General features: G+C 66.4%; 19 protein-coding genes and 1 pseudogene. 10 read left to right on the top strand and 10 right to left on the bottom strand.

All coding sequences use genetic code 11. The features are described from left to right. The first annotated feature begins 266 nt into the window (after positions 1-266). The 4 genes and pseudogenes from R9J51_RS09560 (at position 267) to R9J51_RS09545 (ending at position 6358) form a co-directional block, all read left to right on the top strand. Entirely contained in the window at positions 267-3104 is a 2838-nt protein-coding gene (locus R9J51_RS09560; protein WP_168554318.1) for a 2-oxoglutarate dehydrogenase E1 component, read from the top strand. A 46-nt stretch (positions 3105-3150) separates the two neighbouring features. After that, positions 3151-4415 (top strand): annotated as a pseudogene (odhB, locus tag R9J51_RS09555) (2-oxoglutarate dehydrogenase complex dihydrolipoyllysine-residue succinyltransferase). 123 nt (positions 4416-4538) lie between these two features. After that, the gene (lpdA, locus tag R9J51_RS09550; RefSeq protein ID WP_179504315.1) at positions 4539-5954 is read left to right on the top strand and encodes a dihydrolipoyl dehydrogenase; all 1416 of its coding nucleotides are present in this window, start codon (positions 4539-4541) and stop codon (positions 5952-5954) included. Between the two features lie 224 nt (positions 5955-6178). Beyond that, on the top strand, positions 6179-6358 hold the full coding sequence (locus R9J51_RS09545; protein ID WP_179504314.1) for a hypothetical protein: 180 nt from the start codon (positions 6179-6181) through the stop codon (positions 6356-6358). 172 nt (positions 6359-6530) lie between these two features. On the opposite strand, the gene R9J51_RS09540 is transcribed toward R9J51_RS09545, so the two are convergent. Next, entirely contained in the window at positions 6531-6866 is a 336-nt protein-coding gene (locus R9J51_RS09540; RefSeq protein WP_179504313.1) for a hypothetical protein, read from the bottom strand. Positions 6867-6983: 117 nt separating this feature from the next. Here R9J51_RS09540 and R9J51_RS09535 point away from each other — a divergent pair, with 117 nt between their 5' ends. The 5 genes from R9J51_RS09535 to R9J51_RS09515 are packed head-to-tail and all read left to right on the top strand — an operon-like array spanning position 6984 to position 16050. After that, a complete protein-coding gene (locus R9J51_RS09535) occupies positions 6984-8444 on the top strand; it encodes a DUF4403 family protein (protein WP_179504312.1) in 1461 nt (486 codons plus the stop codon). 22 nt (positions 8445-8466) lie between these two features. After that, positions 8467-9171, top strand: coding sequence for a trimeric intracellular cation channel family protein (locus R9J51_RS09530; protein WP_168554312.1), 705 nt, complete (start codon positions 8467-8469; stop codon positions 9169-9171). Between the two features lie 59 nt (positions 9172-9230). Then, entirely contained in the window at positions 9231-12644 is a 3414-nt protein-coding gene (locus tag R9J51_RS09525) for a transglutaminase family protein (RefSeq protein ID WP_179504311.1), read from the top strand. Further along, on the top strand, positions 12641-15160 hold the full coding sequence (locus R9J51_RS09520; RefSeq protein ID WP_432787989.1) for a circularly permuted type 2 ATP-grasp protein: 2520 nt from the start codon (positions 12641-12643) through the stop codon (positions 15158-15160). Before R9J51_RS09525 ends, R9J51_RS09520 begins: the two co-directional genes overlap by 4 nt. Beyond that, a complete protein-coding gene (locus R9J51_RS09515; RefSeq protein ID WP_179504310.1) occupies positions 15157-16050 on the top strand; it encodes a transglutaminase-like domain-containing protein in 894 nt (297 codons plus the stop codon). Before R9J51_RS09520 ends, R9J51_RS09515 begins: the two co-directional genes overlap by 4 nt. Before the next feature lie 32 nt (positions 16051-16082). Here the strand turns inward: R9J51_RS09515 and leuD are convergent, their stop codons facing one another. From leuD to R9J51_RS09490, 5 genes are all read right to left on the bottom strand, one after another. Beyond that, a complete protein-coding gene (gene leuD, locus R9J51_RS09510) occupies positions 16083-16685 on the bottom strand; it encodes a 3-isopropylmalate dehydratase small subunit (RefSeq protein WP_168554309.1) in 603 nt (200 codons plus the stop codon). A 66-nt stretch (positions 16686-16751) separates the two neighbouring features. Next, on the bottom strand, positions 16752-16916 hold the full coding sequence (locus R9J51_RS09505) for an isopropylmalate isomerase (protein ID WP_248290243.1): 165 nt from the start codon (positions 16914-16916) through the stop codon (positions 16752-16754). Between the two features lie 57 nt (positions 16917-16973). Then, positions 16974-17441, bottom strand: coding sequence for a DNA-deoxyinosine glycosylase (locus R9J51_RS09500; protein WP_432787960.1), 468 nt, complete (start codon positions 17439-17441; stop codon positions 16974-16976). A 29-nt stretch (positions 17442-17470) separates the two neighbouring features. After that, positions 17471-18901 carry a 3-isopropylmalate dehydratase large subunit gene (gene leuC, locus R9J51_RS09495; protein ID WP_179504309.1) on the bottom strand — a complete coding sequence of 477 codons (1431 nt, stop codon included), beginning with the start codon at positions 18899-18901 and terminating at the stop codon, positions 17471-17473. Between the two features lie 106 nt (positions 18902-19007). Then, complete coding sequence (locus tag R9J51_RS09490; RefSeq protein ID WP_179504308.1) at positions 19008-19397, bottom strand: hypothetical protein; 390 nt, start codon at positions 19395-19397, stop codon at positions 19008-19010. A gap of 168 nt (positions 19398-19565) precedes the next feature. Between R9J51_RS09490 and R9J51_RS09485 the strand changes: the two genes are divergently transcribed. Continuing rightward, positions 19566-20081, top strand: coding sequence for a sterol desaturase family protein (locus R9J51_RS09485; protein ID WP_168554307.1), 516 nt, complete (start codon positions 19566-19568; stop codon positions 20079-20081). Between the two features lie 3 nt (positions 20082-20084). On the opposite strand, the gene R9J51_RS09480 is transcribed toward R9J51_RS09485, so the two are convergent. The 4 genes from R9J51_RS09480 to R9J51_RS09465 are packed head-to-tail and all read right to left on the bottom strand — an operon-like array spanning position 20085 to position 21954. Further along, on the bottom strand, positions 20085-20882 hold the full coding sequence (locus tag R9J51_RS09480) for an MOSC N-terminal beta barrel domain-containing protein (RefSeq protein WP_179504307.1): 798 nt from the start codon (positions 20880-20882) through the stop codon (positions 20085-20087). An 8-nt stretch (positions 20883-20890) separates the two neighbouring features. After that, positions 20891-21244 (bottom strand): YbaN family protein, encoded by a 354-nt coding sequence (locus tag R9J51_RS09475; RefSeq protein ID WP_169473896.1) that lies wholly within the window; start codon positions 21242-21244, stop codon positions 20891-20893. 6 nt (positions 21245-21250) lie between these two features. Then, on the bottom strand, positions 21251-21664 hold the full coding sequence (locus tag R9J51_RS09470; protein ID WP_168554304.1) for a SufE family protein: 414 nt from the start codon (positions 21662-21664) through the stop codon (positions 21251-21253). 50 nt (positions 21665-21714) lie between these two features. After that, positions 21715-21954, bottom strand: coding sequence for a hypothetical protein (locus R9J51_RS09465; protein WP_169473894.1), 240 nt, complete (start codon positions 21952-21954; stop codon positions 21715-21717). Positions 21955-21969 lie beyond the last annotated feature (15 nt).

Genomic DNA, 21969 nt, shown 5'->3' with positions numbered 1-21969 from the left:
GCGGGCCTTGCACCGCACGTTATCGGCCAGGGCCGCCACGGTGGCGCTGGCAATACCCTTAAGGCCCTCTTCGGAGGGCGTTGACCGAACGCCATTAAGGATACCTGGCCCATCCACGCGCACCGCGCCGCAGATTGGCTGCCGATCCAAGCGATGGCGTCGGGCAACCGATGACAGTCACAGACAGGCCGCCTTGGGTTTCGCGGTCTGCCTCATGCCTCTTTCCGAAGCCCCTCCCCTCCCGGGGGCAAAGGAGTGAACTGACGATGGGACAAGAAGTGCACGAGTTCGAAGTCGATCCTTCACAGGATGCGCCGCAGCAGGGTCCATCCTGGCAATCGAAGCGCTGGCCGATTACCGACGCGCTGGCCGGCGATGATCTGACCCGTGCGCTCGATCCCATGGCGCTCAAGGTCGAAGTGGCCAAGGCTGCCAAGAAGGCCGGTGCCGCGCTCGACGAAGCGGCGCTGGAACAGGCCGCCAACGACAGCCTGCGCGTGATGCTGCTGGTGCGCACTTATCGCGTGCGCGGCCACCTTGCGGCCAACCTCGATCCGCTCGGCCTGTCCAAGCAGGACCTCCCGGCCGACCTCAGCCCCGAATACCACGGCTTCACGGCCAAGGACATGGATCGCAAGATCTACCTGGGCGGCACGCTGGGCCTGCAATGGGGCACCGTGCCCGAAGTGGTCGAGATCCTGCGTCGCAACTATTGCGGCAAGATCGGCCTGGAATACATGCACATCTCCGACGTGGAGGAGCGCAAGTTCCTGCAGGACCGCATCGAGGGCGGCGACAAGTCGATCGACTTCACGCCCGAAGGCAAGAAGGCGATCCTTTCCGCCGTGGTGCGCGGGGAACAGTACGAAAAGTTCCTCGGCAAGAAGTATGTCGGCACCAAGCGCTTCGGCCTTGACGGTGGCGAGTCGATGATCCCCGCGCTCGAAGCGGTGATCAAGTACGGCGGCCAGCGCGGCGTGAAGGAAATCATCTACGGCATGGCCCACCGCGGCCGCCTCAACATCCTCGCCAACGTGATGGCCAAGCCCTATCGCGTGATCTTCCACGAATTCTCGGGCGGCAGCGCCAATCCCGAAGACGTGGGCGGCTCGGGCGACGTGAAGTATCACCTGGGCACCAGCACCGACCGCGAGTTCGACGGCACCAAGGTGCACATGAGCCTGCTGCCCAACCCGTCGCACCTGGAAACGGTGGACCCGATCGTGCTGGGCAAGACCCTGGCGCAGCAGCAGTTCCGCGACGACGTGGGCCATGGCAAGCACAAGCAGGTCCTGCCGGTGCTGATCCACGGCGACGCGGCCTTTGCCGGCCAGGGCATCGTGTGGGAATGCTTCGGCTTTTCCGGCGTGGAAGGCTACAACACCGGCGGTTGCATCCACTTCATCATCAACAACCAGATCGGCTTCACCACCAGCCCGCAGTTCTCGCGCGGCTCGCCCTATCCCTCGGACGTGGCCAAGGGCGTCCAGGCGCCGATCATCCACGTCAACGGCGATGACCCCGAAGCGGTGACCTTTGCCTGCAAGCTGGCGATCGACTATCGCCAGCAGTTCGGCCGCGACATCGTGCTGGACATGTGGTGCTACCGCCGCTTTGGCCACAACGAAGGCGACGAGCCATCGTTCACCCAGCCGCTGATGTACGCCCAGATCCGCAAGCACCCTGCGGTCTCGTCGCTCTATGCCGATCGCCTGGTAAGCGAAGGCGTGATCGACAAGAACTGGAAGGGCGAAGCCGAAGACCGCTTCACCGCCACGCTGGAAAGCGAGTTCGAAGCCGCCAAGAGCTACAAGGCCAACGAAGCCGACTGGTTCGGCGGCCGCTGGGCGGGCCTCAACAAGCCGGCCGACCCGGTCACCGCGCGCCGCAACGTGGCCACGGGCATCGAGCAGAAGCTGTTCGACAGCCTGGGCCGCACGCTGACCACGGTTCCCGAAAGCCTCACCGTCCACAAGACCTTGGGCCGCGTGCTCGATGCCAAGCGCGAGATGTTCGCGTCGGGCAACGGGTTCGATTGGGCCACGGCCGAAGCGCTCGCCTATGGCAGCCTCGTCACCGAAGGCTACAACGTGCGCCTTTCGGGCCAGGACTGCGGCCGCGGCACGTTCAGCCAGCGCCATGCCGTGTGGGTGGACCAGACCGACGAGCACAAGTACGTGCCGCTCGCCACGCTGCCCCATGGCCGCTTCGAAGTGCTCGACAGTCCGCTGTCGGAATATGGCGTGCTCGGCTTCGAATACGGCTATGCCAGCGCCGATCCCAAGACGCTGGTGCTGTGGGAAGCGCAGTTCGGTGACTTTGCCAACGGCGCGCAGATCGTGATCGACCAGTACGTGGCCGCTGCCGAAGCCAAGTGGCTGCGCGCCAACGGCCTCGTCATGCTGCTGCCGCACGGCTATGAAGGCCAGGGTCCGGAACACTCCTCCGCCCGTCTGGAGCGCTATCTCCAGCTCTGCGCCGAAGATAACCTGCAGGTGTGCAACATCACCAGCCCGGCCAACTACTTCCACGTGCTGCGCCGGCAGATGCACCGCTCGTTCCGCAAGCCGCTGATCATCATGACGCCCAAGTCGCTGCTGCGCCACCCGCTGGCCAAGTCGACCGCGGCCGATTTCATCGGCGAGGCACAGTTCAAGCGCATCCTGTCCGATCCTTCGGCACCCGAAGACAAGGACACCCGCCGCGTCGTGCTGTGCTCGGGCAAGGTGGCCTATGACCTGATCGAGGCGCGCGATGCTGCCGGCATCACCGACACCCAGATCATCCGGATCGAGCAGCTCTATCCCTTCCCGGGTGAGCCGCTGGCCCTGCGTCTTTCGCGCATGGCCAATCTGGAAGACGTGGTATGGTGCCAGGAAGAGCCGAAGAACAACGGTTCGTGGTTCTTTGCTGAGCCGCTGATCGAGGAATCGCTCAAGGCCGCCAAGGGCAAGGTTGCCCGCGCCCGCTATGCCGGCCGCGCCGCCTCTGCTTCGCCCGCCACGGGCCTGGCCAAGCGCCACGTTGCCGAGCAGGCCGCCCTGGTGGCCGATGCGCTGGCTCTGTCGGTGCGCGAGGAAATCCGCCGCAAGAAGAAGGCCTGACCCGGCCGTTTCGTCCACCTGAATTCTCCCCAAGGAACACCAAGTCATGTCCATCGAAGTCAAGGTTCCGACGCTCGGTGAAAGCGTCAGCGAAGCGACGGTCGGCCAGTGGCTGAAGAAGCCGGTGAAGCGGTGGCTCTGGACGAGCCCATCGTCAGCCTCGAAACCGACAAGGTCGCCGTCGAAGTGCCCTCGCCCGTGGCCGGCGTGCTCGGCCAGATCCTGGTTGCCGAAGGCGAAACCGTCACGGTTGGCGCGCTGCTCGGCACCGTAGAAGACGGCGTGGCCGCGGCCGGCAACGGCCAGGTTGCCCCGCGCGAGGAAAAGCCGGTGCCGCCCGCATCTGACACGATCGCGCCGGCAACGCCTGCACCCGCGCCTGCCGCAGCCCCGGCTGCGCCGGCCGGTGACGATGCCGGTGCTGCCGCGCTCTCGCCGGCAGTGCGCCGCGCGGTGCTGGAGCACGGAATCGATCCTTCCACCGTCAAGGGCACCGGCAAGGACGGCCGCCTGACCAAGGAAGACGTGCTGGCCGCAGCCCAGGCCAAGGCCGCTTCGCCTGCGCCGGTGGCCACCGCCGCTGCCGTGCCTGCCGCCGTGGCCGCGCCTGGCCGCAACGAAGAACGCGTCAAGATGACGCGCCTGCGCCAGACCATCGCCAAGCGCCTCAAGAGCGCGCAGGAAAACGCCGCCCTGCTCACCACGTTCAACGACGTGGACATGTCGGCCGTGATGGCCGCGCGCGAGAAGTACAAGGACGTGTTCGAGAAGAAGCACGGCGTGAAGCTGGGCTTCATGTCGTTCTTCGCCAAGGCTTCGTGCCTGGCGCTCAAGGACATTCCGGCCGTCAACGCCCAGATCCAGGGCGATGAGATCGTCTATCACGACTATGTCGATATCTCGGTGGCCGTCTCGGCGCCGAACGGCCTGGTCGTGCCGGTGGTGCGCGATGCTGACAAGCTGTCGTTCGCCGGCATCGAAAAGGCGATTGCCAATTACGGCAAGAAGGCCCGCGAAGGCGCGCTGACCATGGAAGACATGAAGGGCGGCACCTTCACCATCTCCAACGGTGGTGTGTTCGGCGGCCTGATGTCCACCCCGATCATCAACCCGCCCCAGTCGGCCGTGCTCGGCCTGCACCGCATCGAAGACCGCCCGGTCGTGCGCAATGGCGAAATCGTGATCCGCCCGATGATGTACATCGCGCTGTCCTACGATCACCGCATCATCGACGGTCGCGAAGCGGTTACCGCGCTCAAGACCATCAAGGAAGCGATCGAAGATCCCACCCGCCTGCTGATCGATCTCTGATCGACCAAGCGTGCCGCGCCCGGCGACCAGTGCCGGGCGCGCAGGCGTGCATAGCAGCGAACTTGTGTGATAAGTCGCGCCAGTCCCGCCACAGTTTCAGGGGCGCGCGAACAGGAGGCCGCAATGGCTGAATACGATTATGATGTCCTGGTGATCGGCGCTGGCCCTGGCGGCTATGTCGCGGCGATCCGCGCGGCCCAGCTGGGCCTCAAGACCGCCTGTGCCGATGGGCGCGAAACCCTGGGCGGCACGTGCCTCAACGTGGGCTGCATCCCGTCCAAGGCACTGCTGCACGGTTCGGAAAAGTTCGAGGAAGCCGTCAACGGCACCTTTGCCAGCTATGGCATCAAGACCGGCCCGGTGGAGCTGGACCTGGCCACGATGCAGCAGCAGAAGCTGGATTCGGTCAAGAGCCTGACCGGCGGCATCGAATTCCTGTTCAAGAAGAACAAGGTCACCTGGCTCAAGGGCTATGCCAGCTTCGAAGACGCGCACAGCGTCACCGTCTCGGGGCAGAAGGTTTCGGCCAAGCACATCGTCATCGCCACCGGCTCTTCGGTCACCCCGCTGCCGGGCGTGAGCGTGGACAACGACGCGGGCGTGGTGGTCGATTCGACCGGCGCGTTGGCGCTGACCCGCGTGCCGGATCACCTGGTGGTGATCGGCGGCGGCGTGATCGGCCTGGAACTGGGCTCGGTGTGGCGTCGCCTGGGCGCCAAGGTCACCGTGGTGGAATACCTTGACCAGCTGCTGCCCGGCATGGACGGCGACGTGCGCAAGGAAGCGGCCAAGATCTTCAAGAAGCAGGGCATGGCGCTCAAGCTTTCGACCAAGGTCACCGGCGTGGCGGTGGACGGTGGCAAGGCGACGCTGACGGTCGAGCCTTCGGCCGGTGGCGCTGCCGAAACCATCGAGGCCGATTGCGTGCTGGTGGCCATCGGCCGCCGGCCCAACACCGAGGGCCTGGGCCTCGACAAGATCGGCCTTGCGCCCAACGCGCGCGGCCAGATCGAGACCGACCACGATTTCCGCACCGCGGTTGATGGCGTGTGGGCGATCGGCGACGTGATTCCGGGCCCGATGCTGGCGCACAAGGCCGAGGACGAAGGCATTGCCGTAGCCGAGAACATCGCAGGCCTCACGGGCATCGTGAACCACGACGTGATCCCCGGCGTGGTCTACACCTTCCCCGAATTTGCCGGGGTGGGCCTGACGCAGGAAGCCGCGCTGGAAAAGGCCGGCGGCGACCAGTCCAAGATCAAGGTCAGCAAGTTCCCGATGCTGGGCAACAGCCGCGCCAAGACCAATCACGAGCCCGACGGGTTCGTGAAGGTGATCGCCGATGCGCAGAACGACCGCGTGCTGGGCGTGTGGGCGATTGCCTCGGTGGCCGGCACGATGATTGCCGAAGCGGCCCTGGCCCTGGAATTCGGCGCAACCTCGGAAGACATCGCCTATACCTGCCACGCGCACCCGACCCATTCGGAAGCGCTGAAGGAAGCGGCGATGGGCATCCGCGAAAAGCCGATCCACATCTGATCGACGCACCGCCGTTGGGCGGCGAGCGCATTGAACAAGGCCGCGCCGGGGCAACCGGGCGCGGCCTTTTTCTTGGCCCGCTTGTTGGTGGCCCCTGGCAACGCGCCGCAACAAGACGTGCAGCTTTGTAAAATAGGCTATGCTTGACAGTTGTTTACGTGACTTCTGGGGCCGCCCATCTACGAGGCAGGCAAGCAGGGGAGCTTACCAAGGAGAAGCATCGTATGAACCGTCTGACGATCGCCTTTGCCGCCGCTGTGGCGCTTGCCGCCACGCCGATGGTGGCCCAGGCCGCGCCGTGCAAGGATGCCAGGGGCAAGTTCATCAAGTGCCCGCCAGCCAAGCCGGCGCCCCGCAAGGTTTGCAAGGGCCACAAGGGCAAGTTCGTGAAGTGCCCGCGTTGACCTGACGCAGGAAGGGCTGCCGGGCCCGCCACCTGCCACGTCGTGCGACGCCAGGCAGCCCTTCCAAGCGCTAGAGCACGATAACGTTTCACGGAAACGTCATGGTGATCTAGGTTTTTGTTATCGTGCGATTTACTGCCAAAAACCGGCACCCACTTTTTGTCATCGCACGCTAGAAATCTATCTTCATCCAAACCATGGCCGAAGGAACGCTGACACCGCCGCCCACGGCGCGCTGTTCCGCTTCGGCCTGGGCCTTGACGCCAGGCGCCAATTGCAGTTGCGCCACGGGTGGCGCCTGATCGGCGAAAGGGCCGGTCAGGGGATGGACGCGAAACTTTTCCCGATCCACCGCACAGACCACGATCGCGCCATCGGCCGCCGGACTGCCGCAGCGCGCCTCTTCCGGCTTGAGCCGCGCAAGGTCGAAGGATTGGCCCTGGGCCGCAGGCGGTGCGGACGAGGCGGGGGCAGAAATCGGTGCGACAGGTGGTGCATCGATAGGCATGGCGGCTTGGCTCCATCCGCAACGTGCTGAAACTGAACGTCGATTGTGGCGCGATCATGGCGCTGGGAACTTTGCCCGGCGTTGGCGCGTAGTCCTGCCCAAACGGGGCAACTGCACATGAAACGTTCTCTCCTGATCGGCAGCGTAGTGGCGCTGGCCGCATCGATCCCGCTTGTCGCCTGCCATCACCGCCCGGCCAACCAGGCGCCGCCGCGGGCCACAGACGCCATCAGCCTGCCGCCCCAGGCCTCCACCATTGCCGTGCCGATCGTTGCCCGCCTCGATGAACTCAGCGCCGCGCTCGAACAGGCCGTGCCGCGCGAGTTGTGGTCGATCGACCAGCCGGGCCAGGATTGCCTGGCGTCGAAGCGAGTCCAAGTGCTGGGCGTCAAGATCAAGACGCCTCGCGTGGAATGCCGCGTCGTGGGCAACGTGGCGCGCGGTCCGATCACGCTGGCCGGACAAGGGCAGGACCTGGTGATCACCCTGCCGATGCACGCAACGGTGCGCGCGCGCGACATTGCCGGCGTGCTCAAGCAGGAAACCGCCACCGGCGATGCCGTGGTGCGCGCGCATGTGCGCCTGTCGCTGACGCGCGACTGGAAGCCACGCGCCACGCTCGATATCCACTATGACTGGACCAACGCGCCGGGCATCGATTTTCTCGGACAGCGCATCACGTTCACCAGCAAGGCCGATGCCAAGCTCAAGGGCGTGATCGACAAGCTGGAACGCACCCTGCCCAGCGAGTTGGACAAGCTGCATCTCGATCGCCAGATCGGCAAGGCCTGGGCCAGCGCGTTTACGTCGCTGGAACTCAACCACGCCAATCCGCCGGTGTGGATGCGCGTCACGCCCAAGGATCTGCGCTATGGCGGCTATGCCGTGGAAGGGCGGCAACTGGTGCTCAAGCTGGGCATGCAGGCGCAAACCGAAACCTTCGTCGGCAACCGTCCGCCCGATCCCACCCCGGCCCCGCTGCCGCCGCTCCACACCCTTGATGGCGCGCCAGGGCGGATGCTGTTCGTCATTCCGGTGATCGCCGATTATCGCGAACTGGAACCGGTCATCGCGCGGGCGCTGGTCAAGCGATCGGCCCGCCCGTTCGATGTTCCCGGCCTGGGGGCGGTGACGGCGCAGTTCGGCAAGGTGACCTGCTATGGCACCACCGGCGGCAAGGTGGCGGTGGGCGTACAGTTTGCCGCCAATGGCGCGCACGGCACCGTCTGGCTGACCGGCACCCCGGTCAACGCGCCGAATTCGCGCGTCGTCAGCTTTGCCGACCTTGCCGTTTCGGGCGTGACCGACAGCACCGGCACCGACGTGCTGCTGAGCCTGGCCAACGCGCCAGGTCTTTCGGAAACCATCGCTGCCGCGCTCGCCCAGAACTTCGAGCGCGACTATGCCAAGCTGATGGCCAAGATCGACCGCGCCCTGACTGACAAGCGCACCGGCGATTTCGTGATCCGCGCACGGATCGAGGATGTGCGCACCGGCCGTCTCAAGGCCGCGGGCCAGGGCCTCTACCTGCCGGTGGAAGGAACGGGAACGGCGACGGTCAGCCTCGACATGCGGTGAACCACAAGGCATGGCATGGTCCATGCCGCTGGTCCCCTCGCTGCCCACGTCCTTGCCATCGTCCCTGCCCAGCGCGTTGCCGCACGCGGTGGCCCCGGCCCTGCCCGCCGTGATCGGCGTGGCAGACCTGGCGGGTATCGCGCTGTTTGCGCTGTCGGGCGCACTGGTGGCCGCGCGGATGCGGCAGACTCTGGTGACGATGTGCTTTTTCGCAGTGATCACCGGTGTGGGCGGCGGCTCGGTGCGCGATCTGCTGATCGGAGCGCCAGTGTTCTGGGTGCACGATCGCTGGGTGGCGCTGGTCTGCCTGGCCATGGCGGTGGTGTGCTGGATCACGCCGCACCGCTGGTGGCGCGGCGCCGCGCTGGAATGGGCCGATGCCGTAGGGCTCAGCGCTTATGCCGTGCTGGGCACAACCAAGGCGCTGGCCTATGGCATCCCTCCCGTTCCGGCCTTCATCATGGGCGTGATCACGGGCTGCGTGGGCGGGGTGATCCGCGATTGTGTTGCCGGGCGCCCGTCGATCATCATGCGGCCCGAACTCTATGTCACCGCCGCAGCCCTTGCCGCAGCGCTCTGTTCGGCAGGACAGGCGCTGCACTTGCCCAAGGGCTGGGTCTGGGCGGTATCGGCACTGGCCGGGTTTGCCCTGCGTGCCGCCGCGATCCGCTGGAAACTGGCGATCCCGGCCTATGGCGGCCGCCCTGCCCACGCAGACACGGATTGATCGCACGCCAGCGGATTGTGCGTTGCAGCGCAGCATGAATTGGGGCACCCTCCCGTCTTATGATCAAGGCGGGCCTCCATCACCTCACGCGCTATACCTATTCCAAGCCGGTTCGATTGGGCCCGCAGGTGATCCGATTGCGGCCGGCGGCGCACAGCCGCACTGCCGTGCCGAACTATTCGCTGAAGATCAGCCCGGCCAATCACTTCATCAACTGGCAGCAGGACCCTTATGGCAACTGGCTGGCGCGGGTGGTTTTTCCCGATCCGATCGATCACTTCGAAATCTCGGTCGACCTGCTTGCCGATCTGGTGGTGATCAATCCGTTCGATTTCTTTGTCGAGGAATATGCCGAAACCTATCCCTTTGTTTATGCAGAGGAACTGAAAGCCGATCTGGCCGCCTGCTTTGAAACCGAAGCGCAAGGCCCGCTGTTCGATGAATTGCTGGCGCGCTTTACCGGCCACGAGGGGCGCACGATCGACTTCCTGGTGGCGATCAACCAGGCGGTCAACCAGGCGGTCGGCTATGTCATCCGCATGGAGCCGGGCGTGCAAAGCCCTGAGGAAACGCTCGACGTGGGCAGCGGATCGTGCCGCGATTCGGCCTGGCTCCTGGTGCATCTGCTACGCCGCCTGGGCTTTGCCGCGCGTTTCGTCTCGGGCTATTCGATCCAGTTGACGCCCGATATTGCCGCGGTGGATGGCCCGGCCGGCGTGGCGCAGGACGTGTGCGACCTGCATGCCTGGACCGAAGTCTATCTGCCGGGCGCGGGCTGGATCGGACTGGACGCCACCTGGGGACTGTTTGCTGGCGAAGGACACATTCCGCTCTGCGCCACGCCGCACTATCGCTCCGCCGCGCCGATCGAAGGTGTGGTGCTGGAACCGGTGCATTCCGATTTCCATTTCGAAATGCAGGTTTCGCGCATTGCCGAAGCGGTGCGCATCACCAAGCCGTTCACCGATGCGCGCTGGGACGCGCTCGATGCGCTGGGCGAAAAAGTCGACGCCGACCTTGCCAACCAGGACGTGCGCCTGACGATCGGCGGCGAACCCACGTTCGTGGCCGATGGCGATTTCGAGGCGCCCGAATGGAACAGCAGCGCGGTGGGGCCCACCAAGGCCTGGTACGCCGACCGGCTCATCCGCAAGCTGCGCGATCACTTTGCGCCGGGATCGCTGCTGCACCACGGCCAGGGCAAGTGGTATCCGGGCGAAAGCCTGCCGCGCTGGGGCTATTCGATCTATTGGCGCAAGGACGGCGTGCCGATCTGGCGCGATGAAAGCCTGATCGCCGGCGATCGCCTGCCCGATGACAGCGTCACCGGCGTGGATGCAGACGACGCCGCGCTGTTCCTGCGCGAGACGGCCGCCGTGCTGGGCGTGGCCCCCGAGAATGTCGCCCCGGTCTACGAAGACGCACTGGAATGGATCGTGCGCGAGGCGGACCTGCCCGAGAACACCGAACCCACCGATCCCAAGCTAGACGATCCCGAAGTGCGCCAGCGCTTTGTTCGCACGTTCCAGCGCGGGCTGACCAAGCCGGTGGGGCATGTCCTGCCGATCCAGCGGCAACAGCCCTGGCAGGCGCGCCGTGCCCATGCCGCCGGCTACTGGTATTCGGAAAAGTGGAAGCTGCGCCGCGGCGCGCTGTTTGCCGTGCCGGGCGACAGCGCGCTGGGCTATCGCCTGCCGCTCAATTCGCTGCCCTACGTGCCGCCCTCGGCTTATCCCTATATTCACCCGCGCGACACGGCAGAGCCACGCGAGCCGCTGGCCGATTTCCGCGCGCAAGTGGTGGAACGCGCGGTGCAGACGCGCGACGCGCTCACGCCCGGCGAGATGTCCCACGAGGATCGCAGCCGCGAGGCGCGGGCGCAGGGGCATGAGCGGCACAGTGCCGACCCGGTGCGGCAGAGCCGCGTGGAACAGACCATCGCCATCGAAGGCGCGGTGCGCACGGCGATCACCGTGGAGCCGCGCGGCGATCACTTGTGCGTGTTCATCCCGCCGGTCGAAACGCTGGAAGACTATCTCGACCTGATTGCCAGCGTGGAAGCCGTGGCCGAGGAAACCCGCCTGCCGGTGCGCATCGAAGGCTATCCCCCACCGCCCGACCCGCGGCTGATGGTGCTCAAAGTCACGCCCGACCCCGGCGTGATCGAAGTGAACATCCAGCCTGCCGGCTCATGGGCGGAATCGGTGGACATCACCGAAACGCTTTATCGCTGCGCCCGCGAAATTGGGCTGACGGCCGACAAGTTCATGGTCGATGGCCGCGCCATCGGCACCGGCGGGGGCAACCACATCGTGCTGGGCGGGCCGACCTTGCTGGATAGCCCGTTCATTCGCCGGCCCGATCTGCTCAAGTCGTTCGTGATCTATTGGCAGCGCCATCCCAGCCTGTCCTATCTGTTTTCCGGCATGTTCATCGGCCCCACCTGCCAGGCGCCGCGCATCGACGAAGCGCGGCACGACGGGCTTTACGAGCTGGAAATCGCGCTATCGCAAGTGCCCGGCCCGGATCAGCCCCAGCCGCTCGCCTGGGTAGTCGATCGCCTGTTCCGCAACTTGCTGGTAGACGTGACGGGCAATACCCACCGCACCGAAATCTGCATCGACAAGCTGTTTTCGCCCGATGGTCCCACCGGGCGGCTGGGCCTGGTCGAGTTTCGCGGGTTCGAGATGCCGCCGGATGCGCGCATGTCGCTCGCCCAGCAATTGCTGCTGCGCGCGCTGTGTGCCTGGTTCTGGCGCCAGCCGGTGGATGGCCCGCTGGTGCGCTGGGGCACGCAGTTGCACGACAAGTTCATGCTGCCGCATTTCGTGTGGACCGATTTCCTCGATGTGCTGGCCGATCTGCGCGGCGCAGGCTATGATTTCGATCCCGTGTGGTTCGAAGCGCAGCGCCAGTTCCGCTTCCCCGTACACGGCGCGGTGGAAGGGGGCGGCGTGCACCTGGAAGTGAGCCATGCGCTCGAACCCTGGAACGTGCTGGGTGAAACCGGCGCGATCGGCGGCACCGTGCGCTATGTCGACAGTTCGACCGAGCGTTTGCAAGTGCGCGCGGCCGGCCTCGTGCCGGGCCGCCACGTAATCACCTGCAACGGGCGCCGCGTGCCCTTGAGCTATACCGGCACGCCCGGCGAAGCGGTGGGCGGCGTGCGCTACAAGGCCTGGCTGCCGGCCAATTGCATGCATCCCATGCTGCCGCCCCAAGCGCCGCTCACGTTCGATATCTTCGATACCTGGAGCCAGCGCTCGCTGGGGGGCTGCGTCTATCATGTGGCCCATCCGGGGGGGCGCAATTACGATTCGGTGCCGATCAACGGCTATGAAGCCGAAGCGCGACGGCGCGCACGGTTTCAGGACCATGGCCATTCGCCCGGCCCCCTGCCGGTGCCGCCGGCCGAAATGCCTGGGGAATTCCCGATGACGCTCGACCTGCGCCGCCCCGCCGGGCTGGCCTGACCACGGTGGCCACCCTGCCCGGAACCCCGCCATCGCCGGCGGGCCGGCGCCCGCCCGTGGGGCTGGCCGGCTATCCGGTGGATGTGGGTGCGGGCGATCTCTATCGCCATGCGGCGCCCGATGTGGCCCAGGCCTGGCAGCAGGCGGCGCAAGGGCTGATGGCCCTGCGCGAGGAAGCCGGCGTCGCGGTGCAGGAACTGGTCGGCCGCCAGATCCTCGATCTGGGCATGTCGTTCCGCCTGACCGGCGAGGACGAGGAGCGCGACTGGCCGCTTTCGCCCATGCCGCTGATCGTCGGCGCCCGGGAATGGGCCCAGGTGGAACGCGGCCTGGTGCAACGCGCCCGCCTGCTCGAAGCCGTGGTGGAAGACATCTATGGCGAAGGGCGCCTGGTGGCCGATGGCCATCTGCCTGCCGCGCTCATTGCCGGCAGCCGCTATTTCGCCCGATCGATGGTGGGCGTGGGTCCACGCAGCGGCCCGCATATCCACGTCTATGCGGTAGACCTGGCGCGCGGCCCGCGCGGGCAGTGGCGCGTGCTGGGCGATCGCCTGCGCCTGGCCAATGGCATCGGCTATGCCCTGGAAAACCGCCTGGCGCTTTCGCGCGTGACCGGCAGCCTGCTCACCGACATGCGCGCGCGCCGCGTGGCCCAGTTCTTTTCCGACCTGCGCGGCGGCATCGCCCGCGAATGCCAGCGCGAAAACCCGCGCATCGCCCTGCTCACGCCCGGCCGCTTCAACCAGTCCTATCCCGAACAGGCCCATCTCGCGCGCTACCTGGGCTTCCCCCTGGTCGAAGGCCGCGACCTGACGGTGAGCGACGACCGGCTCTATGTGCGCACCATCGCCGGGCCCAAGCGGGTGGACGCGCTGTGGCGCTGGATCGATACCAACGCGCTCGATCCGCTGCGCTTCGATGCGCGATCGGCAATCGGCGTGCCCGACCTGTTCGAGGCGCTGGACCGTGGCGGCGTGACCCTGGCAAACTGGCCGGGGGCCGAAGTGCTCGAAGCGCCGGCCTTTGCCGCGTTCATGCCACGCCTGTTCTCGGCCCTGCTGGGCGAAGAGCCCATCCTGCCCAACGTCGCCACCTGGTGGTGCGGCCAACCCCGCGAAGCGCAGGACGTCGCCGCGCGGCTGGACCAGTTGATGATCACCCCGGCGTTCGGGGTGGAAGTGGCCGGCCTGGCCCAGGGCCGTCCCGTGGCCGGGCGCAGCCTGAGCCCCGCGCAGCGCCGGGCCTTGCTCGCTGCGATGGAGCGCCGCCCGGTGGACTATTGCGGCCAGGAAATCGTTACTCTTTCCACCACGCCGGCGCTGATCGACGAAGCGTTCGTGCCGCGCGCCTTTACCGTGCGCGCTTTCCTGGCGCGCAATGCGGCAGGGGAATGGAGCGTCATGCCCGGCGGCTTTGCCCGCCTGTCCTCGTCGGGCGAAATGGTCACGACGATGATGGGCGAAGGCGATATTTCCGCCGATGTCTGCGTGGTGGACACCGCCGTCGATGTCGCCACGGTCAGCGCCACGCCTTCGGTACTGGGCGCCCCGCCGGCGGTGCGACGCGGCGGGGGCATCCTGGCGAGCCAGGCGGCCGACAACCTGTTCTGGTTCGGCCGATATATGGAGCGTGCGGAAACCACCGTGCGCGTGGTGCGCGCCGTGCTTGGCAGTTCGATCGAAGTGGACGCGGCCGCCGGGCACAATCCCGAGGTGATCGCGCGGCTGGTAGACCTGATGGTAAGCTGGGGCGCGATCGAACGCGAAGATGCCGGGTTGAGCGTGCCCCAAGCCTGCCGCGCGGCGTTGGCCGACACGGCGATGAACGGTTCGGTCGGCGCGCTGTTTGCCGCGATCCGCGCCACGGCGCTGACTCTGCGCGATCGCTTCACCACCGATTTCTGGCGCATCGCCAGCCGCCCACTGCCGCCGATGGACGGCCACCGCCCCGGCGCGCTGTTGCGGGCCGCGCGCGAATTGATCGAGCGCCTGTCCGCGCTGTCTGGCCTGCTGGCGGAAAACTTCACGCTGGGCCCATCGCGCCATTTCCTCGACATGGGCCGCCGCCTGGAACGCGCAGTGGCGCTATGCCAGACGCTGCGGGCGCTGTCTGCGCAGATCGAGACACCCGAAGCGCTGGGCGTATTGCTCGACCTGTCGGACAGCCAGATCACCTATCGCGCGCGCTATCTGGCGGCGCCCAGCACGGCGCCGGTGCTCGACCTGCTGCTGCTCGACCCCACCAATCCGCGCTCGCTGGCGTTTCAGGCGCAGGCGCTGGTCGGCCATATCGAAGCGCTGCCTTCGCTGGGCGAAGACAACCTGCCAGAAGCCCCGCTGTTGGAAGCGCGTGCCATCCTGGCGCCCTTGTCCAGCCTGCCCGTGGCCAGCTGGAACCTCGCGCGGCTGGCTGATGTGGAGCAGCGGCTGCTGACCCTGTCCGACACGATATCCACCCGCTATTTCCTGCAATTCGAAAAGGCCGGAAACCCGGCCGGTGGCAGCCTGCTCGCGTGATCTACGATATTCGCCATCAAACACGCGTCGATTACGACGCGCCTGTCCGCCTCGCCCGGTTCAACTTGCGGCTGCGCCCCGCGCCCTGGCCCACGCAATCGGTCAGCCAGTTCCGCCTCTCCGTCTCGCCGCAACCCTGGACCATGGAAGAGGAAGCCGGGCCCTTCCTGGTCAACCGCAGCCGCCTGTTCATTCGCGAGCCGCTCGATCGGCTGGACGTGGACAGCACGTTCCGCGTGGAAGTGACGCCGGCTGTGGCCGACCTGGCCGAGGCGGTCACGCCCAGCGTGGCAGAGATCGGTGCCTGCGCCGCCGCGCATCGCGACCTTTCGGCGCTGGGCCCGGCGAGCTATATCTATCCGTCGGCCATGACGCCGCTTTCCCCCGAGATCGTCGGCTGGGCCGGCAGTATCCTGGCGGGCAAGCGCAGCGTGATGGACGCAGGCCTTGCGCTGATGCACGCCATCCACGACGAATTCACCTATGATGGCACCGCGACCACGGCCGAAACCCCGCCTGCGGAAGCCTTTCGCGCCCGCCATGGGGTGTGCCAGGATTTTGCCCATGTGATGATCGTGGCGGCGCGCGGGCATGGCCTGCCAGCCGCCTATGTCAGCGGCTATTTGCGCACCCTGCCCCCGCCCGGCCAGCCCCGCCTGGTGGGTGCCGACGCCACCCACGCCTGGGCCGCGCTGTGGTGCGGCGACGAATTGGGCTGGGTCGGGTTCGATCCCACCAACGCGGTGCTCGCTTCGACCGACCACGTGTTCACGGCCATGGGGCGCGACTATGCCGATGTCGCGCCGATGGATGGCGTGTTCCATGGTGGAGGCGGCCAGCGCCTGCGGGTTTGCGTCGACGTGGCCCCGGTGGAGGAGCCAGTCGACTGATGGCCCGCGCGCGCTTGCTGCGCGGCTAACCCTTAGGCAGGGACGCCAGTGCCCTGGGCCAGGAACGGCCGCGCATCGGCCACTTGCGCTTCGAACGCACCGATTGCGTCGCCACGCGCCAGGGTCAGGCCCACTTCGTCGAGGCCGTTGAGCAGGCAATGCTTGCGGAACGCGTCGATCTCGAACGCAAAGCGATCCTGGAACGGCGTGGTCACGGTCTGCGCGTCGAGATCGATAGAGATCGGGTCGGTCTGCGCCACTTCGAGCAGGCGATCGACCTGTTCCTGCGGCATCACCACGGTAAGGATGCCGTTCTTGAAGGCGTTGCCGGAAAAGATGTCGGAAAACGACGGCGCAATCACCGCCTTGATGCCCAGGTCGAGCAGCGCCCAGGCGGCATGCTCGCGGCTGGAACCGCAACCGAAGTTGTCGCCCGCGATCAGGATCGGCGATCCCTTGAAGGTTTCGCTGTCGAACAGGTTGTCGGGATCGGCACGCAGCGATTCGAAGGCGCCACGGCCCAGCCCCTCGCGACTGATCGTCTTGAGCCACTTGGCCGGGATGATCACGTCGGTGTCGATGTTCTTGCGGCCGAACGGAATGGCGCGGCCTTCGATGTGGTTTACCGGTTCCATGCCCCCGCTATAGCCGCCGCCGCGCCCGGCGCAACGGCGGAAATAGCGTGTCGGGCAAGGCTGCGCTCAATCGGTTTCGGGATTGTCGCCCAGCGGAGATTCCTTGGCCGGCTTGTTGGCCCGGTCCTTGCGACGGTTGCTATAGAGCAGCGCGGCTGCGAGCGCCGCCGAACCGACCGCTGCAGCCCCTGCCAGGACAGCCGTTCCGGCCCAGTTTTCCTTCTTGGACACGCCTTCCTCCTTGTTACGGGCCGCAAGAATTGGCCCGGTTGCCGCACAATGCAACGTTCAATCGAGGAATGTCTGAAGACAACTCCACGCCTGCTGCTTTTGCGCCAGTGTAACGGCACAATAGGCCGGGCTGCTTGACGGCAGTTGAATGAATGAAATGTCAGGCAAATCTGCCATTTGTGCGCGGCCATGGCGCGCGGCGGTGGCGCCGTTGAAACCGATCGCGCGCAAGGCCGGCAGCCTGGCGGCAAGCTGTGCCAAGGGCGCCAATTGCGCTGCGCGGATCGCGGTATCGAGGCTGCCGGCGCGTGTCGCGCTCGCCACCGTGTCCCACAGGCCGATGCCGGCACGCAGCAGCGCGTCGAGCCGCGCGGGATAATCCAGCGGCACGAGATCCTGCCCGATCACGCCGCCGATCAGCCGCCAGAACTGGTTGGCAGGGTGGGCGTAATAGCGCTGCGCGGCGAGCGACGCCTCCCCCGGCAGGCTGCCGCAGATCAGCACGCGGGTCTGCGCATTGACCACCGGGGCAAAGGCGGACTTGCGAAAGTCGATCAGACCAGCTCGCGCACGTCCGTCAACCGGCCAGTAACGGCTGCGGCAGCCGCCATCGCCGGGCTGACCAGGTGGGTGCGCGCACCCGGCCCCTGGCGGCCGACGAAATTGCGGTTGGAGGTGGATGCGCAGCGCTCACCGGCGGGCACCTTATCCGGGTTCATGCCCAGGCACGCCGAGCAGCCCGGCTCGCGCCATTCCAGGCCCGCGTCCTTGAAGATCACGTCCAGGCCTTCATCCTCGGCCATGGCCTTGACCAGGCCAGAGCCGGGCACGACGATCGCCCAGCGCACGTTGTCTGCCTTGTGACGGCCCTTCAGGATGGCGGCGGCGGCACGCAAGTCCTCGATCCGGCTGTTGGTGCAGCTGCCGATGAACACGTTCTGGATTTCCACCGAATTGAGCGCGGTACCCGGCTCAAGACCCATGTATTCCAGCGATTTGCGCGCAGCTTCCTGCTTGGAAGGATCGGCAAAGCTGTCGGGCGCGGGCACGCTGGCGGTGATCGGCAGCACGTCTTCGGGGCTGGTGCCCCAAGTGACCGAAGGCGCGATGTCCGCCGCATCGATCACCACGACCTTGTCGTACTGTGCATCCGCATCCGTCGCCAGGCTCTTCCACCAGGCCACGGCCGTGTCCCAGTCGGCGCCCTTGGGCGCATAGGGGCGGCCCTTCACATAGGCGAAGGTCTTTTCGTCGGGCGCGATCAGGCCGGCGCGGGCGCCATGCTCGATCGCCATGTTCGATACGGTCAACCGTCCTTCGATCGACAGGTCGCGGATCACCGATCCGGTATATTCGATGACATAGCCGGTGCCGCCCGAAGCGCCGAGCACGCCGGTGATATGCAGCACCACGTCCTTGGCCGAAACGCCCGGTGCCAGCGTGCCGTTGACGCGCACTTCCATGGTCTTGCTGCGCTTGAGCAGCAGGGTCTGCGTGGCGAGCACGTGTTCCACTTCCGACGTGCCGATGCCAAAGGCCAGCGCCCCCAGCCCGCCGTGGCAGGCGGTGTGGCTGTCACCGCACACGATCGTGGCGCCGGGCAGCGAAAAGCCCTGTTCCGGGCCGACGACGTGCACGATGCCCTGCGCAGCATCGGCATCACCGATATAGCGGATGCCGAATTCGGGGGCATTGCGCTCCAGCATGGCCAACTGCTGCGCAGAGTCGGGATCGGCAATGGGAATGCGGTTGCCCGCGGCATCGCGGCGCGCGGTGGTGGGCAGGTTGTGATCGGGCACCGCCAGCGTAAGATCGGGGCGGCGCACCTTGCGCCCGGCAAGGCGCAGGGCTTCGAACGCCTGCGGGCTCGTCACTTCGTGAACGAGGTGGCGGTCGATATAGATCAGGCTCGTGCCATCGTCGCGGTTCTCCACAACGTGCGCGTCCCAGATCTTTTCGTAGAGCGTCTTGCCGGTGCTGGTCATGCTAGTGCGGTTAAGCATCGCCCCGGCGCATTTCAAGCACGAAAGGGCAAGAAAGGCCGGGGCGACATGTCATTTTCTATCTGAGGCCGCGCAAGGCGGCCTGCGATCACCAGCGATCGCGATCCCAGTCGGCGCGTTCCATATGCAGCTTCATGCGCACCACGTTCACGCGACGCGCCAGATCGTGCACGTCCTGGCGCGACAGGCCGTTGCGCGCGGCGATGCGATAGGCGCGCTTGATGCCATAGACATCGCGGCGCAGGCCATTGGCTTCACGGTACGAGATCGTGCGATTCTGCTGCGAACGATCAATGGCCATGCTCAGGCCATCGATATCGCGGCGAATCGCGTCGTTGCGCTGGGGGTTCATCCACCCGCCATCGCCAGGGCCATGGTGCCAGCCACCCGGGGGCGGCGGCGGCGGCATCTGGGCAAAGGCCGGCGCGGCAAGGCCCATGGTGGCGGGGATGAGAGCGGCGAGAATCAGCTTCTTCATGGCATGCACTCCTTCTTTGCGGGCGGCGTTCCTGGAACATTCCGCTGCAACGCCGCGGTTCTTGCAAAGTGATGCTGAACCAAACGCGAGCGCATCGTTCGGGTTGCAGCAAGAATGCACGATAAAACGCATCGCCCCCACGCGCGCAGAGCGCTATAGGGCAACCCCATGGACATCCTGCTTGCCATCGCCATCGTGCTGGCCGCCGCCGCCGCCATGGAACTGGTCGCCTGGGCCAGCCATAAATATATCATGCATGGCTTTGGCTGGGCCTGGCACCGCGATCATCACGAACCGCACGATGGCTTTCTGGAAAAGAACGACCTCTATGCCGTGGTCGGCGCAGCGATCTCGATCTCGATGTTCGCCGTGGGCAGCCCGCTGGTTCTGGGTGCGCATGCCTGGTGGCCGGGCACGTGGATCGGCCTGGGGGTGCTGGTCTACGGCTTGATCTACACGTTCATCCACGATGGCCTGGTGCACCAACGCTGGTTCCGCTGGGTGCCCAAGCGCGGCTATGCCAAACGGCTGGTCCAGGCGCACAAGCTTCACCACGCCACCATCGGCAAGGAAGGCGGCGTCAGCTTCGGCTTTGTCGTCGCGCGCGATCCGGCGGTGTTGAAGCAGGAACTGAAAGCCCAGCGCGCGGCGGGGATTGCCGTGCTGCGCGAGGCGGTGGAATAGGCCTCAGGCCAGTTCCACCAGAGTCCCCACAGCCACCTCGCCCGCGCCATCGGGAATGGCATTCACCCCGAAGATCGGCTGGCGCTGCCATAGCCGGCCCATCTTGCGCAGAGTGGCGAGCGGCTCGCGCCCTTCGCTTTCGCCGGTTTCGGGGTCTTGCGTGGTGATCACGCAGCGGGTGCATGGCTTGACCAGGCGCAGCGTGAGCGTCCCGATGCGCAAGCGGGTCCAGCCATCCTCGGCAAAGGCAGCGGGTGCCCCGGCGATCACCAGGTTGGGGCGAAAGCGCGCCATGGCGATGGGGGCGGGCAATTGCGCGTTGACCGCGTCGAGCGATTCCTGGGTCGTGACCAGCAGCGGAAATCCATCGGCAAAACCGACGGTATCGCCCGGACGGCCATAAGCGGGATCGACCCCGCGCACCACATCCTCGCCCATGTGGACCAAGTGCACCGGCCGGCCAAAGCGCGCCGAGAGCCAGTCGTGGGCGGCTGCATCGGCCGGTGTTGCCGCCACGCTGTCGCTCCACACTTTGACCAGGCGGCGTTCGGCCGTGGTCGGCACGGCAACCGACAGTGAGGACGCATCGGCATGGTGCAATACCACGCCGCCATTCTCATGCGGCTGCGCGCGCACCAGCGCCATGGCCGGCAATTCGCGGCGGGTGAGAAAGCGCCCCTCGGGCGTGACCATCATCCAGCGCCGGTCCTGGGACAGACCCTGCAACGTCAGGTTGGCGCGTTCCATCGCCTGCCCGCCCATCGACTTGACCGGATAGCGATAGATGTGCGTGATCCTCATGGGGCGTCCTATTCCGCGCGGGTCCATATCCATGTGCCGCTCAGCACCATGACGCCGGCCGGGATCAGCACCCAGGGCCATCCGGCGGTAAAAGCCGTCACCGCCACGCTCACCGCCATCGTCGCCAGCGCGGCTTTCTTGGCGCGGCGCGGAATGGCGCGGCGCGTGCGCCATTCGCGCAAGGGCGGCCCCCACTTGGGGTGATCGAGCAGGCGCTGCTCCCACGCGGGGTTGCCGCGGGCAAAGCAGAACACCGCCAGCAACAGGAACGGCACCGTGGGCAGCAGCGGCAGGAATGCCCCCACCGTGCCCAACCCCACGAAGAACAGGCCCGCGCCGGTCCAGAGATGGCGGCGGACCATGCCGCCTCAGCCCGCCGAAGCCAGCCGCGCCGCGTGTTCGCGCACCAGCGCGATCATGTTCGGCAGCCCTTGCGTGCGGTTGGACGAAAGCTGGTTCTTGAGGTTGAAGGGTGCGAGCGCTTCGGCCACGTCCATCGCGGCCACTTCGGCGGCGGGACGGTCCTGCACCGCGGCCAGCACCAGGGCGATGATGCCCTTGGTGATCGCCGCGTTGCTGTCAGCCAGGAAATGCAGGCGGCCCGCTTCGCTTTCGGTGGGATAGACCCAGACCGCCGCCGAACAACCGCGGACCAGCGTGGCATCGGTTTTCAGCGCATCGGGCATGGGCTCCAGCTCGCGCCCCAGTTCGATCAGCAGGCGATAGCGTTCGTCCCCATCGCTGAATTCATATTCTTCGAGAATGTCGGAAAGGGTGCGCATGGCCTTGGGCCTTAAAGCGGGAACCACCCCATCTCAACCCGCTTTTGACCTCACCGCTCGCGCAGCGATTCGATTTCGCGCGCCAGGTCGATCGAACCGCGCTGGTCGGTCAGGATGCGCTCGAGCACCTCGACGCGGTTGCGCAAGGCGGCCACTTCGCGGGCCAAGGCGGCGTTTTCGGCCGGATCGCTTGCAGGGAATGCGGCCTGGCCGGCGCTGTGGCGGCGGTGGCGCAGGCTGGCCCAGGCCAGGATCGCCACGATGGCAACGAGAGTGGCTCCGAAACTCACGGGGGATATCCTTGG

Origin of the sequence: Novosphingobium rhizosphaerae (assembly GCF_050920675.1) — a bacterium.
Lineage (GTDB): Bacteria > Pseudomonadota > Alphaproteobacteria > Sphingomonadales > Sphingomonadaceae > Novosphingobium > Novosphingobium rhizosphaerae.
Note: the sequence above shows the minus strand (reverse complement) of the source record. Positions and strands in the feature narration are given on the sequence as shown.